Source organism: Herbidospora sp. NBRC 101105 (assembly GCF_030269205.1).
Classification (GTDB): domain Bacteria; phylum Actinomycetota; class Actinomycetes; order Streptosporangiales; family Streptosporangiaceae; genus Herbidospora; species Herbidospora solisilvae.
The window spans coordinates 347713-361381 of sequence record NZ_BSSX01000009.1; the positions used below are offsets into that span (position 1 = coordinate 347713).

At 70.9% G+C, this 13669-nt stretch carries 17 protein-coding genes; 8 read left to right on the top strand and 9 right to left on the bottom strand.

Annotated elements, in window-relative coordinates:
- Window positions 1-10: 10 nt before the first annotated feature.
- Window positions 11-307, bottom strand: a complete 297-nt coding sequence (locus QSK34_RS34060) for a hypothetical protein (RefSeq protein WP_285590431.1) — start codon at window positions 305-307, stop codon at window positions 11-13.
- 326 nt (window positions 308-633) lie between these two features.
- Here QSK34_RS34060 and QSK34_RS34065 point away from each other — a divergent pair, with 326 nt between their 5' ends.
- Window positions 634-1257: a DUF1707 SHOCT-like domain-containing protein gene (locus QSK34_RS34065; protein WP_285590434.1), complete on the top strand. Its 624-nt coding sequence runs from the start codon at window positions 634-636 to the stop codon at window positions 1255-1257.
- On the opposite strand, the gene glpX is transcribed toward QSK34_RS34065, so the two are convergent.
- The gene (gene glpX / locus QSK34_RS34070) at window positions 1254-2306 is read right to left on the bottom strand and encodes a class II fructose-bisphosphatase (protein WP_161483692.1); all 1053 of its coding nucleotides are present in this window, start codon (window positions 2304-2306) and stop codon (window positions 1254-1256) included. The two genes, QSK34_RS34065 and glpX, sit on opposite strands and share 4 nt — an antisense overlap.
- A gap of 99 nt (window positions 2307-2405) precedes the next feature.
- Here glpX and QSK34_RS34075 point away from each other — a divergent pair, with 99 nt between their 5' ends.
- Together QSK34_RS34075 and QSK34_RS34080 are read left to right on the top strand one after the other, a co-directional pair.
- Entirely contained in the window at window positions 2406-2999 is a 594-nt protein-coding gene (locus QSK34_RS34075) for a TetR/AcrR family transcriptional regulator (protein ID WP_161483693.1), read from the top strand.
- Between the two features lie 23 nt (window positions 3000-3022).
- The gene (locus QSK34_RS34080; protein ID WP_285590438.1) at window positions 3023-3547 is read left to right on the top strand and encodes a DUF4245 domain-containing protein; all 525 of its coding nucleotides are present in this window, start codon (window positions 3023-3025) and stop codon (window positions 3545-3547) included.
- On the opposite strand, the gene QSK34_RS34085 is transcribed toward QSK34_RS34080, so the two are convergent.
- From QSK34_RS34085 to QSK34_RS34095, 3 genes are read right to left on the bottom strand one after another with little or no spacing between them, the layout of a single operon-like run.
- Window positions 3544-3783 carry an exodeoxyribonuclease VII small subunit gene (locus QSK34_RS34085; protein WP_161483695.1) on the bottom strand — a complete coding sequence of 80 codons (240 nt, stop codon included), beginning with the start codon at window positions 3781-3783 and terminating at the stop codon, window positions 3544-3546. The two genes, QSK34_RS34080 and QSK34_RS34085, sit on opposite strands and share 4 nt — an antisense overlap.
- A 1-nt stretch (window position 3784) precedes the next feature.
- Window positions 3785-4990 carry an exodeoxyribonuclease VII large subunit gene (xseA, locus tag QSK34_RS34090; protein ID WP_285590442.1) on the bottom strand — a complete coding sequence of 402 codons (1206 nt, stop codon included), beginning with the start codon at window positions 4988-4990 and terminating at the stop codon, window positions 3785-3787.
- A 4-nt stretch (window positions 4991-4994) separates the two neighbouring features.
- On the bottom strand, window positions 4995-6041 hold the full coding sequence (locus tag QSK34_RS34095) for a DUF8129 domain-containing protein (RefSeq protein WP_285590444.1): 1047 nt from the start codon (window positions 6039-6041) through the stop codon (window positions 4995-4997).
- Between the two features lie 98 nt (window positions 6042-6139).
- On the opposite strand from QSK34_RS34095, the gene QSK34_RS34100 reads away from it, so the two are divergent.
- On the top strand, window positions 6140-7114 hold the full coding sequence (locus tag QSK34_RS34100) for a 4-hydroxy-3-methylbut-2-enyl diphosphate reductase (protein ID WP_285590446.1): 975 nt from the start codon (window positions 6140-6142) through the stop codon (window positions 7112-7114).
- A gap of 20 nt (window positions 7115-7134) precedes the next feature.
- On the opposite strand, the gene QSK34_RS34105 is transcribed toward QSK34_RS34100, so the two are convergent.
- Window positions 7135-7593: a DUF6542 domain-containing protein gene (locus QSK34_RS34105; RefSeq protein WP_161483699.1), complete on the bottom strand. Its 459-nt coding sequence runs from the start codon at window positions 7591-7593 to the stop codon at window positions 7135-7137.
- Window positions 7590-8894, bottom strand: a complete 1305-nt coding sequence (locus QSK34_RS34110) for a DNA recombination protein RmuC (RefSeq protein ID WP_161483700.1) — start codon at window positions 8892-8894, stop codon at window positions 7590-7592. The genes QSK34_RS34105 and QSK34_RS34110 overlap by 4 nt, the downstream gene beginning before the upstream one ends.
- Window positions 8895-9025: 131 nt before the next feature.
- Here QSK34_RS34110 and ychF point away from each other — a divergent pair, with 131 nt between their 5' ends.
- On the top strand, window positions 9026-10102 hold the full coding sequence (gene ychF, locus QSK34_RS34115) for a redox-regulated ATPase YchF (RefSeq protein WP_161483701.1): 1077 nt from the start codon (window positions 9026-9028) through the stop codon (window positions 10100-10102).
- Between the two features lie 14 nt (window positions 10103-10116).
- On the opposite strand, the gene QSK34_RS34120 is transcribed toward ychF, so the two are convergent.
- On the bottom strand, window positions 10117-10851 hold the full coding sequence (locus QSK34_RS34120; RefSeq protein WP_285590451.1) for an SDR family oxidoreductase: 735 nt from the start codon (window positions 10849-10851) through the stop codon (window positions 10117-10119).
- A gap of 127 nt (window positions 10852-10978) precedes the next feature.
- Between QSK34_RS34120 and QSK34_RS34125 the strand changes: the two genes are divergently transcribed.
- Entirely contained in the window at window positions 10979-11386 is a 408-nt protein-coding gene (locus tag QSK34_RS34125) for a hypothetical protein (protein ID WP_285590453.1), read from the top strand.
- Here the strand turns inward: QSK34_RS34125 and QSK34_RS34130 are convergent.
- Window positions 11383-12003, bottom strand: coding sequence for a hypothetical protein (locus QSK34_RS34130; RefSeq protein ID WP_502875561.1), 621 nt, complete (start codon window positions 12001-12003; stop codon window positions 11383-11385). The two genes, QSK34_RS34125 and QSK34_RS34130, sit on opposite strands and share 4 nt — an antisense overlap.
- Before the next feature lie 393 nt (window positions 12004-12396).
- Between QSK34_RS34130 and QSK34_RS34135 the strand changes: the two genes are divergently transcribed.
- Both QSK34_RS34135 and QSK34_RS34140 read left to right on the top strand, forming a co-directional pair.
- A complete protein-coding gene (locus QSK34_RS34135; RefSeq protein WP_235967980.1) occupies window positions 12397-13323 on the top strand; it encodes a conjugal transfer protein in 927 nt (308 codons plus the stop codon).
- Window positions 13324-13400: 77 nt separating this feature from the next.
- On the top strand, window positions 13401-13664 hold the full coding sequence (locus QSK34_RS34140) for a hypothetical protein (protein WP_285590460.1): 264 nt from the start codon (window positions 13401-13403) through the stop codon (window positions 13662-13664).
- Window positions 13665-13669: the final 5 nt, after the last annotated feature.

Here is a 13669-nt window from a genome sequence, read left to right on the forward strand (position 1 = left end):
TTCGCTCAGGCTAGGGGCGGGCCTGTTCCAGGTCAACAGTCCCGCGCACGACCGTGGCGAAGGCGATCAGGATGAGCAGCGCCGAGACCGGCAGGAGATCGAGCTCGAAGGCGGGCAGCACGCTCGCCACCAGCACGGCGACCGGGATCCAGAGGGGAATCCGGCGCTGGATCGCGAGGTGGGTCAGGACCGCGAACAGGGCGAGGTAGAACAGGGGCGGCCCGACCTGCTGGACGGCTGCCTCCAGCCCCGGAGTGTCGTAGACCCGGCCGAACAGGTCGCTCATCTCCGCGCGGTCGGCGGCCATGAAGCCCACCACGAGTGGGTTCAGCGTCGCCCCCAAGGCCGCCGCCGTGATCGGCGGAAAGGCCGAAGCGGGGCCTCCTCCCCGCGGGGGAGACCCCTGAGAGCGGGGTCGGGGTCGCGCCGCCCCTTCGGACGCCGGGGCGCCGGACGCGGGCCGTCGCGGCGGTCGCGGGGCGCGGCCGGTCGGCGCCGGTGAGGGGCGGAGTCCGGACGGCGGTCGGGGCCGGGCGGGCGGAGCCGTGACGGAGAAAGGCCGGGGGAACCCTGGCCGTGAATCCGGGGTCGTCCCGGGTGGGCGTCACCCCGCCACCACGTAATCTTCGAAGGGTGAGTAGCGACTTCCGTGAATGGATCGCCGCCCTGGTCACCCCCAGGGAGACCTCGTCGGGCCCCCGGCCCGAGGAGCTGCGCGCCTCCGACGCCGATCGTGAGCGGGTCATCGCCGTGCTCACCGAGGCCGCCGCCGACGGGCGGCTGTCGCGGCTGGAGCACGAGGAACGTGTCGACGCCGCCTACCGGTCGCTGACGCTCGGGCAGCTCATGGTCCTCACCCAGGATCTGCTGCCGCCCGACCAGCAGCCGATCGCGCTGCACAGCCGGCCGGTCGCGGCGGTCTTCCGCAACGAGTCGCGCGGCGGCCGGTGGGTGGTGCCCTCGACCGTGCCGGTGAGCTCGATCGGCGGCAAGGTCGAGCTCGACCTGCGCGAGGCGCTGCTCCAGTCGCGCCGGATCGTCGTGCAGCTGGCCGTCATGGCCGGCACGGTCAACATGACCGTGCCCGAGGGGGTGCGCGTCGTGATCGCGGCCGACGCCCGGATCGGGCAGTTCAAGGACCAGACCCGGCCACCCGCCGACCCCGACTGCCCGGTCATCGAGCTGGCCGGATACGTCTGGGGCGGGCGGGTGATCGCCAAGTCGCCCAAGCCGCCCAAGAAGGGCCGGCGTCGCTAGAGGGCGGTGTCGAAGTTGATCGCGCTGTAGGCGCCCAGCTTCCAGAGCTGGTGCTCGCTCTCGATGCGCCTGATGGTGCCCGACCGGCCGCGCATGACCAGCGAGTGGGTGTGCGCCACGCCGCCCCGGTTGCGCAGGCCGCCCTGGTAACGCACGCCGTTCATCAGCTCGCCGTCGGTCACGCCGGTGGCGGCGAAGAACACGTCGTCGGAGCTGACCAGGTCGTCGGTGGTGAGCACCCGGTTCAGGTCGAGGCCCGCGTCGAGGGCGCGGCGGCGTTCGGCGTCGTCCTGGGGCCAGAGCTTGCCCTGGATGACGCCGCCCAGGCACTTCATCGCGCAGGCCGCGACGGTGCCCTCGGGGGTGCCGCCGATGCCGAGCATCAGGTCGACGCCGGTGCCCGGCTGGGCGGCCATGATCGCGCCGGCGACGTCGCCGTCGGTGATGAACTTGATCCGCGCGCCGGTCTCCCGGATCTCCTGGACGATCTGCTCGTGCCGCGTCCGGTCGAGGATGACCACCGTGACGTCGGAGGCCTTGCCGCCCTTCGCCTTGGCCACCGCCGCCACGTTGTGGGCCACCGGAGCCTCGATGTCGACGACGCCGGCCGCCTCGGCGCCGGTGACGAGTTTCTCCATGTAGAAGACGGCGCTGGAGTCGTACATCGACCCCCGGGGGCTCACCGCGATCACCGAGATGGCGTTGTTCATGCCCAGGGCGCACAGGCGGGTGCCGTCGATCGGGTCGACCGCCACGTCGCACTCGGCGCCGGTGCCGTCGCCGACCTCCTCGCCGTTGAACAACATTGGGGCCTGGTCCTTCTCGCCCTCGCCGATCACCACCTTGCCGCGCATCGACACCGTGTTGATCAACTGCCGCATCGCGCTGACCGCCGCCCCGTCGGCGCCGTTCTTGTCACCACGGCCGACCCAGCGGGCGCTGGCCATCGCCGCCGCCTCGGTCACCCTGACCAGTTCGAGGGCGAGGTTGCGGTCGGGCGCATGGCGGTCGGTGGCAAGCGGCGGCGGTACAGACTGGTCTGAGTTCATCGCGTCTCCTTGAGGTATGACACTGCCTTACCCGGTATCGCCCGTTGATTCTGCGTGAGTCGTGCCACACCACCCGGCTCCATCGATAATCTCGCCTGCATGAGCGGCGACAACATCAAGGAGACCGGCCGGGGCACCTCGGAAAGAGGCGCGGCGACCCGGGTCGCCCTTCTCGACGCCGCCCGCGACGTGTTCATCACCCAGGGGTTCGCCGAGGCCGGGGTCACCGAGGTGGTCCAGCGGGCCGGGGCCAGCGTCGGCAGCCTCTACCACCACTTCTCCGGCAAGGCCGACCTCTACCGGGCGCTGTTCGACGAGTTCCAGGACCGGCAGGCGCAGCGCACCAAGACCGCCGTGCAGGCCGCCCGGACCGAGGGCGAGACCGAGCCGATGACGTTGTTCCTGGCCGGGGCGCGCGCCTACCTCGACGGCTGCGTGCAGGAACGCGACCTGGCGGCGCTGTTCCTCCGGGGTGACGGGCCGCCCGGGTTCGAGGTGGTCATCCGCGAGCGGCTGCGCACGTGGGCCCGCCGCAACGCCTCACTCTTCGAGCACGAAGACGCGCTGGTGGTGGTGATCACGGGGGCGCTGGCGGCGGTCGTCCAGGAACTGACCCTGTCTGCCGACCTCGACGCGGCCCGGCTGATGGCCGACCAGGCCCTCGGCATCATCGGCCGGATCAGGAACCCCTGACCTCAGCCGGTAGTCTCGGGACCGTGCGCCGATTCACCCAGGGCCTCTACGGCTACGTCTTCGCGCTGCTCGTCTGCTTCGCCGGGGTCGGCCTGTTCCTGCTGACCACCCCGCAGGGCCGCACCGAGCACATCCCGCGCGTCGACTTCACCATCGATGCCAAGAACGCCGCCGGCGCGGCCGAGTTCCCGGTCGCGGTGCCCCAGCCGGTCCAGCCCGACTGGGTGCCGACCAGCTCCCGCCTCACCAATGAGGGGGGCGTGGTCACCTGGCGGCTGGGCTTCGCCACCGCCAAGCGCATGCACGCCATGCTGGCCCAGAGCAACGAGCAGCCCGCGGCCGGGTTCGCCAGTCGCCTGGCCAACACCGAGACCTCGATCGGCACCGAGGTGATCAAGGGCGCGACGTGGGAGAAGCGCTTCCGCGAAGACAAGAACCAGCGATCGCTGGTCCGCGTCGCCGACGGCCACACCGTCGTCGTCACCGGCTCGGCCGACTGGCCGGAGCTCAACGCGCTCGCGGCCAGCCTGGTCGAGCGGGACGTCTAGAACGGGGCCTCGTCGGAGGCGGGCTCGGGGCGGCGTTCGGCCATCGCGGCGGCCAGCTTGACCCGGGCGCCCTGGAGCCAGTTCTCGCAGATCGCGGCCAGTTTCTCGCCGCGTTCCCAGAGTTCGATCGACTGCTCCAGGGTCAGGCCGCCCGCTTCCAGGCGGCGCACCACCTCGGTCAGCTCCTCGCGCGCCTTCTCGTAGGACGGCGTCTTCTCCTCAGCCACGGTGCCCACCCTAAAGGCCGGTGACCTCGACCCCGACCCGATCGTCGGGGAACCTGACGGTCAGCGCCTCGCCCTCGGTGAGTTCGGCGGCCTTCCTGACCACCTCGCCCGAGGGCTTCTGCACGATCGCGTAGCCCCGTTCGAGGGTCGCGGCGGGGGAGAGGGCCACCAGCCGGGCCCTGAGGTGCTCCAGGCCGTCGGAGCTGCGGTGGAGCGAATGGTCGAGCACCCGCCTGGCCCGGTCTCTGAGCTGGTCGACCTGTTCGGCGCGGCGTTCGATCTCGCGTACGGGATCGGCGAGCGACGGCCGCGACCGCACCGAGTGGACCCACGCGAGCTCCCGCTCCAGCCAGCCGCCCATGACCCGCCTGCCGCGGTCGCGCAACTGGTGGACCAGCGCGAGCTGCTCGCCCACGTCGGGCACCACCTTCTTGGCGGCGTCGGTGGGGGTGGACGCCCGCAGGTCGGCCACCAGGTCGAGCAGCGGCGAGTCCTGCTCGTGGCCGATGGCGCTGACCACCGGGGTGCGGCAGGCCGCGACCGCCCTGACCAGCGACTCGTCGGAGAACGGCAGCAGGTCCTCCAGCGACCCGCCGCCCCGGGCCACGATGATGACGTCGACCTCGCGGTCGGCGTCGAGCCGGTGCAGCGCGTCGGTCACCTCGGCGACCGCCAGCCCGCCCTGCACCGCCACCTGCTCGACCTTGAACCGGACGGCCGGCCACCTGCGCCGCGCGTTCTCCAGCACGTCGCGCTCGGCCGCCGAGTCGCGCCCGCAGATCAGTCCGACGGTCCCCGGCAGGAACGGCAACCGGCGCTTGCGGTCGTTGTTGAACAACCCCTCGGCCGCCAGCACCTGCCGCAGCCGCTCCAGCCGGGCCAGCAGCTCGCCGACCCCGACGGGCCGGATCTCCATGGCGGTGAACGCGAACGACCCCCGGTTGACCCAGAAGTCGGCCTTGACGTGCACCACCACCCGCGCGCCGTCGACCGGGCGCGGCAGACTCGACTCGTAGACGTTCCGGGCGCACGTCACCCGGGCCGACACGTTCGCGACCGGGTCGCGCAGGGTCATGAACACCGTGCCGCCCCGGGCGGTCAGCTCGGTGATCTGGCCTTCGACCCAGACCGTGCCGAGCTTCCCGATCCACTGGGCGACCATCTGCAGCACCGACCTGACCGGCAGGGGCGCTTCGGGGGAGGTCTTCGCGCTCACCCGCTCAGTTTTCCAGCTTGGCCAGCCGGTTCTCGAACATCCGGAGCACCTCCGGGCGCGCCGTGCTCGCCTTCTCGTAGTCGATCCAGCTCTGGATCTCCTCCTTCGACCGGCCGCGCATGCGCGCCCGGAGGGAGGCGAAGGTCAGGTCGGCGTAGCCGGGGATGGGCTCGGCGGGCAGGTCGCGGGCCGGGGCCTCCTCGGTGTGACCCGGGGTGACCTCGGGCACGGCCGTGTCGGTGACCGGCTCGCCCGGGGTCTTCTTCGCGGGCTTGGGCGCCGGCGGGATCTTCGAGGGGACGGCGGGCTCGGCGGCCAGCGCGGGGTCGGAGGACGGCTCGGTGGTCTTCTGGCCCTGCGGCTCGGCGGCGACGGGGGTGGGCTCCTCCTCCTGCTTCTCCTTGGCCTTCTCGGTGGCCTCGGGAGTGGCGGCGGGCGTGGTCGCCTCGTGGTCGGCGGTCTCGGCGACCTTCTCCTCGGTCTCCGACGGCTCCTCGGCCTTCGGCGGTTGCGCGGCCTCGGGGGCGGGCGCGGGCGCCGGGTCGGTCGCGGCGTGGGGGAGAGGCTTGTCCTCGGCTGCGGCCGGGGCGGATTCCTGGGTGCCTTCGGTCACGGGTTCCCTCGTCTCCTCGGGTCCGGACGCGGGGTTCTGCTCGCCCTTCGCGCCCGAGGCGACCAGGCGGTCGCCCTTGGGGGCGCTACCCCCCGGCTGGAAGATCACCGGTTCGGGCCGGTCGGAGGCGGCCGGACGGGGAGCGAAGATGACCGGCTCGCGGCGCGGCTTCTTCTCCTCCTCTTCCTCGACGACGATGTCGGAGACCGACTTCACGCCGGGGCGGGAGGGGTCGGCCGGGGTCTCCTCGGCCGGGGCGTTGCCGGTGACGCGCTTCAGGGTGGTGCGCACCCGGTCGCCCAGGAGGAGCGCCTGACCCACGCCGCTCAGCGCGCCCTGGAGCGCCAGCATGGGCAGGTCTTTCACCTTCTGTGTGATCTCGTCACGGTTGTTATAGACCTCGCGAATGGGCTTGGTGAACGTACGCAAGAGGGACATGGGCATCTCCCAGGAGATATTCCGTTGAAGTCTCAGTCTGGCAAGACTGGCGCGGGCGGTGGTCAAGCCACTGCAGACCATCCACGTAGCATGAGACCATGACGTCACAGACCCCCGCGACCATTACAGATCGCCGTCGTGTCCTGGTGGCGAAGCCGCGCGGTTACTGCGCCGGCGTCGACCGGGCGGTGGAGGCCGTGGAGCGGGCATTGGCGCAGTACGGCGCGCCCATCTACGTCCGTAAGCAGATCGTCCACAACACCTTCGTCGTCAAGACCCTCGAAGAGCGCGGCGCCGTCTTCGTCGACGAGACCGAAGAGGTCCCCGAAGGGGCCATCGTCGTGTTCTCGGCCCACGGCGTCTCCCCGGCGGTCCACCAGGAGGCCGCCCAGCGCAGCCTGAAGACCATCGACGCCACCTGCCCGCTGGTCACCAAGGTCCACAACGAGGCCAAGCGCTTCGCCGCGCAAGACTACGACATCCTGCTGATCGGCCACGAGGGCCACGAAGAGGTCGAGGGCACGGCCGGCGAGGCGCCCGACCACGTCCGCCTGGTCGACGGCCTCGACGGCGTCGAGACCGTCGAGGTGCGCGACCCGTCGAAGGTCGTGTGGTTGTCGCAGACCACCCTCTCGGTCGACGAGACCACCGAGACGGTCACCCGCCTCAAGAACCGCTTCCCCGACCTGATCGACCCGCCCAGCGACGACATCTGCTACGCGACGTCCAACCGCCAGACGGCGGTCAAGGAGATCGCCGCCGAGGCGCAGCTCGTGATCGTGGTCGGGTCGTCGAACTCGTCCAACTCCAAGCGCCTGGTCGAGGTGGCCCTCGACTACGGCGCTGACGCCTCCTACCTCGTCGACGACGCCACGTTCGTCGACCCGGCGTGGCTCGACGGCGTCACGACGGTCGGCGTGACGAGCGGCGCGTCGGTGCCCGAGATCCTGGTCGAGGGTGTGCTGGCCAAGCTCGCCGCCCACGGCTTCGGCGACGTCGAGGAGATCGAGTCGGTGACCGAGAAGATGCGCTTCGCGCTGCCCCACGAGCTCCGCAAGGACCTGCGGGCCTGACGCACCGCCCCCGGGCCGCCTCAGGCCTGGGGGCGCTCCTCCTTCGCGGTTCCGTAGACCCTGGGCTCGAAGTAGCCCTCGGGCTCGGCGTCGAACTCCTTGCTCTTCCGGGGCTCCGGCACCCGGGTCTTCATGTCCTCCCGCGTCGCCCGCACGCTCTGCGGCAGCCCCCGATACCAGGCCAGGCCCAGGGCCAGCGCCGATCCGGCGAACAACCACGGCGCCGCCGCCGACAGGGTGGTGAACATGCCCAGGCCGAACGACTGGAGGGAGCCCCCCGAACCCAGGCCCTCCACGAGGAGGGCCGACACGAAGAAGACCAGGGGTGGGGACACCACCAGGGTCAGCAGGTCGCGCGGGTTCACCAGCCAGACGGCCGCCAGCGCCCCCACGAGGAAGAACGGCCCCGGGAGGGTGAACTGTCCGAGCAGACAGACGAAGAACAACAGCGTGATGGCGCCGCGCGCGGTCACCTTCATCTCTCCGGCCCCCCTCCCTGGTGGCTCAAGCTACCGTCATATCCGGTGTCGTCCCCGACGAGTTCGGGCATCGACAACGACCGTGGTGACTCCTCGACCGGCTGCGGGGCCGGCAGAAGGGTGTCGACCAGGCCGAGGTCGGTCATCTTGCGGGCGCTCACCAGCACGCGGCTCTCAAGAGAACCGACCGTCCTGTTGTACGCCGCCACGGCCCGTGCCAATGATCTTCCCAGACCGTCGACCTGCCGTCCGAGACTGCCGAGCCGGTCGTACAACTCCTTGCCGAGGTCGAACACGGCCTTGGCGTTCTCGCTCAGCGCCGCCTGCTGCCAGGCGTAGCTCGCGGTGCGCAGCATCGTGATCAACGTGGTGGGGGTCGCGATGTGGACCCGCCGGTTCATCGCGTATTCGAGCAGCGAGGGGTCCCGCTCCAGCGCCGGGGCCAGGAACGCCTCGCCCGGGATGAACAGCACCATGAACTCGGGCGCGGGACTGAACGCCTGCCAGTAGGTCTTGGCCGCCAGCCGGTCGACGTGGTCGCGCAGGTGGCGGGCGTGCGCGTCGAGCCGGGCCCCGGCCAGGTCGGGGTCGCCCGCCTCGGAGGCCTCCAGGTAGGCCGCCAGCGACACCTTCGAGTCGACGACGATGTTCTTGCCGCCGCTCAACCGGACGATCATGTCGGGCCGGACCGGCCCGTCGGGGGTGGTCGCGGTGACCTGCTCGTCGAAGTCGCAGAAGCGGGCCATGCCGGCGATCTCGGCCACCCGGCGCAGTTGCAGCTCACCCCACCGCCCCCGCGCCTCGGGCCGCCGCAGCGCCCGGACCAGCGCCGAGGTCTGCGACTTGAGCTGCTCGGAGCTGTGCCGGACGAACTCCATCTGCTGGGCCAGCTCGGCGCGGGCCACCCGCGCCCCCGACTCGCTCTCGCGGAGCTGTTCCTCCAGCTTCGCGAGGGTCTCGCGTAACGGCCCGACCAGGTTCTCCACGGCCTCGCGGCGCAGATCGAGGTCTCCGGCCGCCTCCGCCCTGGTCGTGTTCAGGCGGTTCTCGGCGAGTTCGAGGAACCTCAGGTTGTTGACGTCGAGCGCGCGGGCCGACAGCGCCTGGAAACGCTCGGCGAGCTGCTCCTCGACGTACGTCACCTTCTCTTCGGCCGCCCGGGCGCGCGCTTCGGCGTCGGCGAGCTTGACGGCGGCCTCGGCGTTCGCGCGCGCCGATCGGGCGCGCCCGACGACGAACCCGATGGCGAGCCCGGCCGCCAGGCCCACCAGCAGTTGGAGAGCGAGAGCCAGGACATCCACGTCCTGGATGATCCCAGGCTTTTCCCGGCAGAAGAGGGAGGCTCGCCCTCCGCATACCCCGCCACGACCCAGAGTTTGCCCACGATGGGGTTTGACGAGCGGCGTTCCGGATTCCAATAGACTCGAATTCCGTGAGCCTGAGCATCGGGATCGTCGGCCTCCCCAACGTCGGCAAGAGCACCCTCTTCAACGCGCTGACCAAGAGCGCCAACGCCCTCGCGGCCAACTATCCGTTCGCCACGATCGAGCCCAACGTGGGCATCGTCGGGGTGCCCGACGACCGGCTCGCCAAGCTCGCCGAGATCTACGACTCGGCGAAGATCCTCCCCGCCAAGGTCGAGTTCGTCGACATCGCGGGCCTGGTGAAGGGCGCCTCCGAGGGCCAGGGCCGGGGCAACCAGTTCCTCGCCAACATCCGCGAGACCGACGCGATCTGCCAGGTCATCCGGGTGTTCAGCGACCCCGACGTGACCCACGTCGACGGCGGCGTCGAGCCCGGCCGCGACATCGAGACGATCAACACCGAGCTGATCCTCGCCGACATGCAGACCATCGAGAAGGCGATCCCGCGGCTCCAGAAGGAGGCCCGCACCAACAAGGACCGCAAGGCCACCCTGGAGGCCGCCGAGGCCGCCATGAAGGTCCTCGACGGCGGCACCACCCTCTACGCCGCCGGCACCGACCTCACCGACCTGCGCGAGCTCCACCTGCTGACGGCCAAGCCGTTCCTCTACGTCTTCAACCTCGACGCCGACGAACTCGTCGACGAGGAGCTCCGCGCCCGCCTGTCGGCCATCGTGGCCCCCGCCGAGGCCGTCTTCCTCGACGCGAAGATCGAGTCGGAGCTCGTCGAGCTGTCCGACGAGGAGGCCCTGGAGCTGCTCCAGTCGGTCGGCCAGTCGGAGTCGGGCCTGTCCCAGCTCGCGCGGGTCGGCTTCGAGACCCTCGGCCTGCAGACCTACCTGACGGCCGGCCCCAAGGAGACCCGGGCCTGGACCATCAAGAAGGGCGCCACCGCCCCCGAGGCCGCCGGCGTCATCCACACCGACTTCCAGCGCGGCTTCATCAAGGCCGAGGTCATCTCCTTCGCCGACCTCATCGAGGCCGGCTCGGTCGCCGCCGCCCGCGCGGTCGGCAAGGCCCGCATCGAGGGCAAGGACTACGTGATGCGCGACGGCGACGTCGTCGAGTTCCGCTTCAACGTCTGAAAACCCTTCTTCCGTTACGCCTTCGGAGTGGCCAGCCACTCGTCGAAGGTCTGGGCGCCACGAGGCCCGGGACCGCTCGGCAGCAGGCCCCCGGCGCTCATCCCGCCGGGGAAGTAGACCGGCACGACCGGCCGCCTGCGCGCCCCGCCCGCGGCGATGAGACGGCGGGCCATGTCGGGCAGCGACTCGACCTTCGGGCCCGCCAGTTCGGGGGCCATCCGCCGCGGCTCCCCGAGGGCGAGGTCCGCGAGCGCCTCGCCCACCTCGCGGGCCGCGACGGGCTGCACGCGTCCGCTCGGGACCAGCGCGACCGGGCCGGGGATCCCGCCCAGCACCTGGCCGGCGAACTCGTGGAACTGGGTGGCCCGCAGGATGGTCCACGGCACCGCCCCCTCCTTGACGATCGCCTCCTGCCGCAGCTTGCCCGCGTAGTAGCCGAGCCTGACCCGGTCGACGCCCACGATCGACAACGAGACGAGGTGGCGCACCCCGGCCCGCCCGGCGGCGGCCGCGAGGTTGCGGCCCGCCCTGTCGAAGAAGGTCACCGCCGCCGACTTGCTGGTCGTCGTGATGTTGCTGACGTCGACGACCGTCTCGGCCCCGACCAGCGCGGCGTCGAGCCCCGCCCCGCTCGTCACGTCGACCCCCGTCGCCCGCGAGAGCACCGCGGGTTCGTACCCACGCGCCCGCAGGGCCGCCACGACGTACCGCCCGACCACGCCGGTTCCACCGGCCACCGCGATCTTCATGACCACTCCTCTCCTCGCTTTCGGAAGGGTGACGGGGGACGGGCGCGGCTTCGTGACATCGCGCGCCCGTGATGAGGCTCACATTCGGCCGTGTCACGAACGGAGCCCCCCGGGAGGTCGTCTGTGCGTGAACTCCACCGCCAAACGGCTGCGTGCCGGGCTGCTCGCCCTGGCCGCCCTGCAGACCCTCGTCTCGGTCTGGCAGTACGTCTTCCCGCGCTCCTTCTACGACGACTTCCCGACGGTGCGCCTCGACCCGCCGTACAACGAGCACCTGCTCTCCGACGTCGGCGGGCTCGGGCTCGCGCTGACCGCCATGCTCTTCTACGCCGCGTGGGTGATGGACCGCAGGGTGGTCGTGTCGGCGCTGACCGGTTACGTCGTCTACGCGGGCACGCACTTCCTGTTCCACGTCCGCCACTTCGACCACTTCTCGCTGCGCGACGCCATCGGCGTGGGCACCGGCCTCGGGCTGGAGTGGGCGCTCGCCCTCGTCCTCCTGTACGTCGCCTGGCGGCGCCACGGGGCGTCCTAGCGGCGGCGCTCGGGGGCGGTCCGCCGCACCGTTCGCAGGACGAGGAGCGCCGCGAACAGGGCGGCGGCCGTCCACACGACCGCCTGGCCGATGTCCCTGACCACCTCGTTGCGGCCCGGCGGCAGCAGCACCATCTGCACCGCCGCGCCCACGGGCAGGGTCAGCCCGGCCAGCAGGCCGACCACCCCCGGACGGCGCGCGCAGGCGCCCACGGCCCCCAGCGGCACGCCGAAGACCACAGCGGCGAGCCACCACCACTGCTCGGAATGGATCCAGTCGGACAGCGGCGCGCCGCTGCGCGCGGTGTCGACGAGCGCGTAGGCCGCGACGGCGGCGACCAGCGCCACCGGCCCGGCGACCGCCCCCCGCGCAAGAGCGGCACGCCCGCCCGGGTTCTCGCGCGTGAGGAGCCAGCCGATGACGATGGCCAGCCCCGCCCAGGCCCAGCCCGAGTCGAGCACCAGGCTGACGATCTCGGGGACCGACCATCCGCTGGTCGAGTACTCCTCGCTCTCCAGGGCGGCCGAGCTGTGGGACAGGGCGTTGGCCAGCGACGTCAGCGCGCCGAACCCGGCCCCGATCGTGAGGGCTACCACTAAGATGATCACGCGGTGCATGGTCGGCTTTCTACTAGCAGGTGCAAGATGCCGGACTGAGTGTCGGAGCCCTTTGGTTACCTCCTGATGGCTCGAGGGTTACATTTGGCCGCGGTGGCCTGCGCAAACGTCGTTATGTAGTCATCCATGCCGGTACGGGCACTCTCAGTGTCATGCACACTCGGTTTGGCCGGTTACGGCGATGCCTGCAGCATGGGCGTGGCTTTCCTGGAACAATTGGCGAGGCCGCTAAGGTGATTACTTCAACATGGATAACCGGATCGAGAGTAAGACGACACCGCGCCAGCCGGGGGGATCGGCGCGAGCGGAGGCGTGATGGCTCGCAGGTCAACCGTCCAGCAGGATCCTCGGATCGCTGGCGACCCAGAGTCATACCCTCCTGCGGATCCGCCGTTGTCTGAGCGGGAGCCGATGCGGCGCAGGGGCTGGAGCGGCGGCGGGGGCCGCTGGCTCGTCTGGACCGGCCGGGTCGTGCTCTGGGCGCTCATCGTGGTGATCGTCGTCAACGGGGTCAGGGCGCCGTTCGAGCGTTTCACGTCGAATCAGGGCGCCACCGGAGCACCGTCCGCACCGGCTGATTCCGGTTTCCCCGTGCAGCAGGGAGCGGCGTTCGCCAATCAGTTCGCCGCCGTTTATCTGAATTTCGACGCAACGAATCCAGAACAGCGCGACACCCGCCTCACCGATTTTCTCGCCGACGGCGTCGAAAGGCGATTCGGCTGGAATGGGTTCGGGCGCATGGCGGCCGGCGCCATTCAATTTCATTCGATCGAGGTCGCCGACGCGAACAACGCGCGGGTGCAGGTCAGTTTCCAGTCGGGCGCGCGGCGCTGGTTGTTGTCGGTGCCGATCTACCAGGCCGACGGCCGGTTCGTCGTGTCCGGCCTGCCCGCCCTGCTGCCCTCCGGGGGCGCGGCCGGGCTGCCGGCCATCGCGGGCCCCGACCGCGACGCCAACCTCGAAGACCAGCTGCGCCAGACGCTCGAAGGGTTCTTCCGGGCCTACGCCTCCGGCAACGCCGCCGAGCTGAAGCTCTATGCCGCCGACGGCGCGACGATCGAGGGCCTCGGCGGGCAGTTCACCCTGGCCCAGCTCAACAGCGTGGTCGCGCCGCTCGGCGGGGAGACCGGCCGCGATGTCACCGTGACGGTCACCTGGTCCATCACGGCGGCCGACGCCGCCGCGGTGCCGACCGACGACCCAGCCGATCCGGCCGCGCAGCCCGCGCTGCTGGAGCAGGCCTACCAGCTCACCATGGAGAAGCAGGGCGACAAGTGGCTCGTCCGGCAGGTCCAGGGCGCGAGCCGGTCCGTGGGGTAGCGCATGAACGACCACGACGTCGCTGATCCACACCCCCGGGAGGGCGAGAATTGATTCTCCAAACGATTGTCGAGACCGTGACCGCACTGGCGCCGTCCCCCGCGCCGGGGTCGGGCACCGGGCTCAACACCGAAGGCCTGGCCGACTTCCTGCGCCGTTTCTTCGCGCCGTTGTTCTTGGTGATCGTGTCGGTCGTGGCGCTGTTCTTCCTCTTCACCAGAGAGATCACGCGGTTCGTCCAGTTCATCATCCTGGCGATCGCCATCGGTGTGATCTTCTATGTGCCGAACATCATCGAGGTGACGGCCAAGGCGATCGCGGGGGCGCTCGGCATCCAGTGATCTTT

Excerpts from the sequence above, each read along its gene's own strand:
- QSK34_RS34060 (WP_285590431.1), bottom strand. The coding sequence starts at position 307 with ATGGCCGCCGACCGCGCGGAGATGAGCGACCTGTTCGGCCGGGTCTAC.
- glpX (WP_161483692.1), bottom strand. The coding sequence starts at position 2,306 with ATGAACTCAGACCAGTCTGTACCGCCGCCGCTTGCCACCGACCGCCAT.
- QSK34_RS34075 (WP_161483693.1), top strand. The coding sequence starts at position 2,406 with ATGAGCGGCGACAACATCAAGGAGACCGGCCGGGGCACCTCGGAAAGA.
- QSK34_RS34095 (WP_285590444.1), bottom strand. The coding sequence starts at position 6,041 with ATGTCCCTCTTGCGTACGTTCACCAAGCCCATTCGCGAGGTCTATAAC.
- QSK34_RS34100 (WP_285590446.1), top strand. The coding sequence starts at position 6,140 with ATGACGTCACAGACCCCCGCGACCATTACAGATCGCCGTCGTGTCCTG.
- QSK34_RS34105 (WP_161483699.1), bottom strand. The coding sequence starts at position 7,593 with ATGAAGGTGACCGCGCGCGGCGCCATCACGCTGTTGTTCTTCGTCTGT.
- QSK34_RS34120 (WP_285590451.1), bottom strand. The coding sequence starts at position 10,851 with ATGAAGATCGCGGTGGCCGGTGGAACCGGCGTGGTCGGGCGGTACGTC.
- QSK34_RS34130 (WP_502875561.1), bottom strand. The coding sequence starts at position 12,003 with ATGCACCGCGTGATCATCTTAGTGGTAGCCCTCACGATCGGGGCCGGG.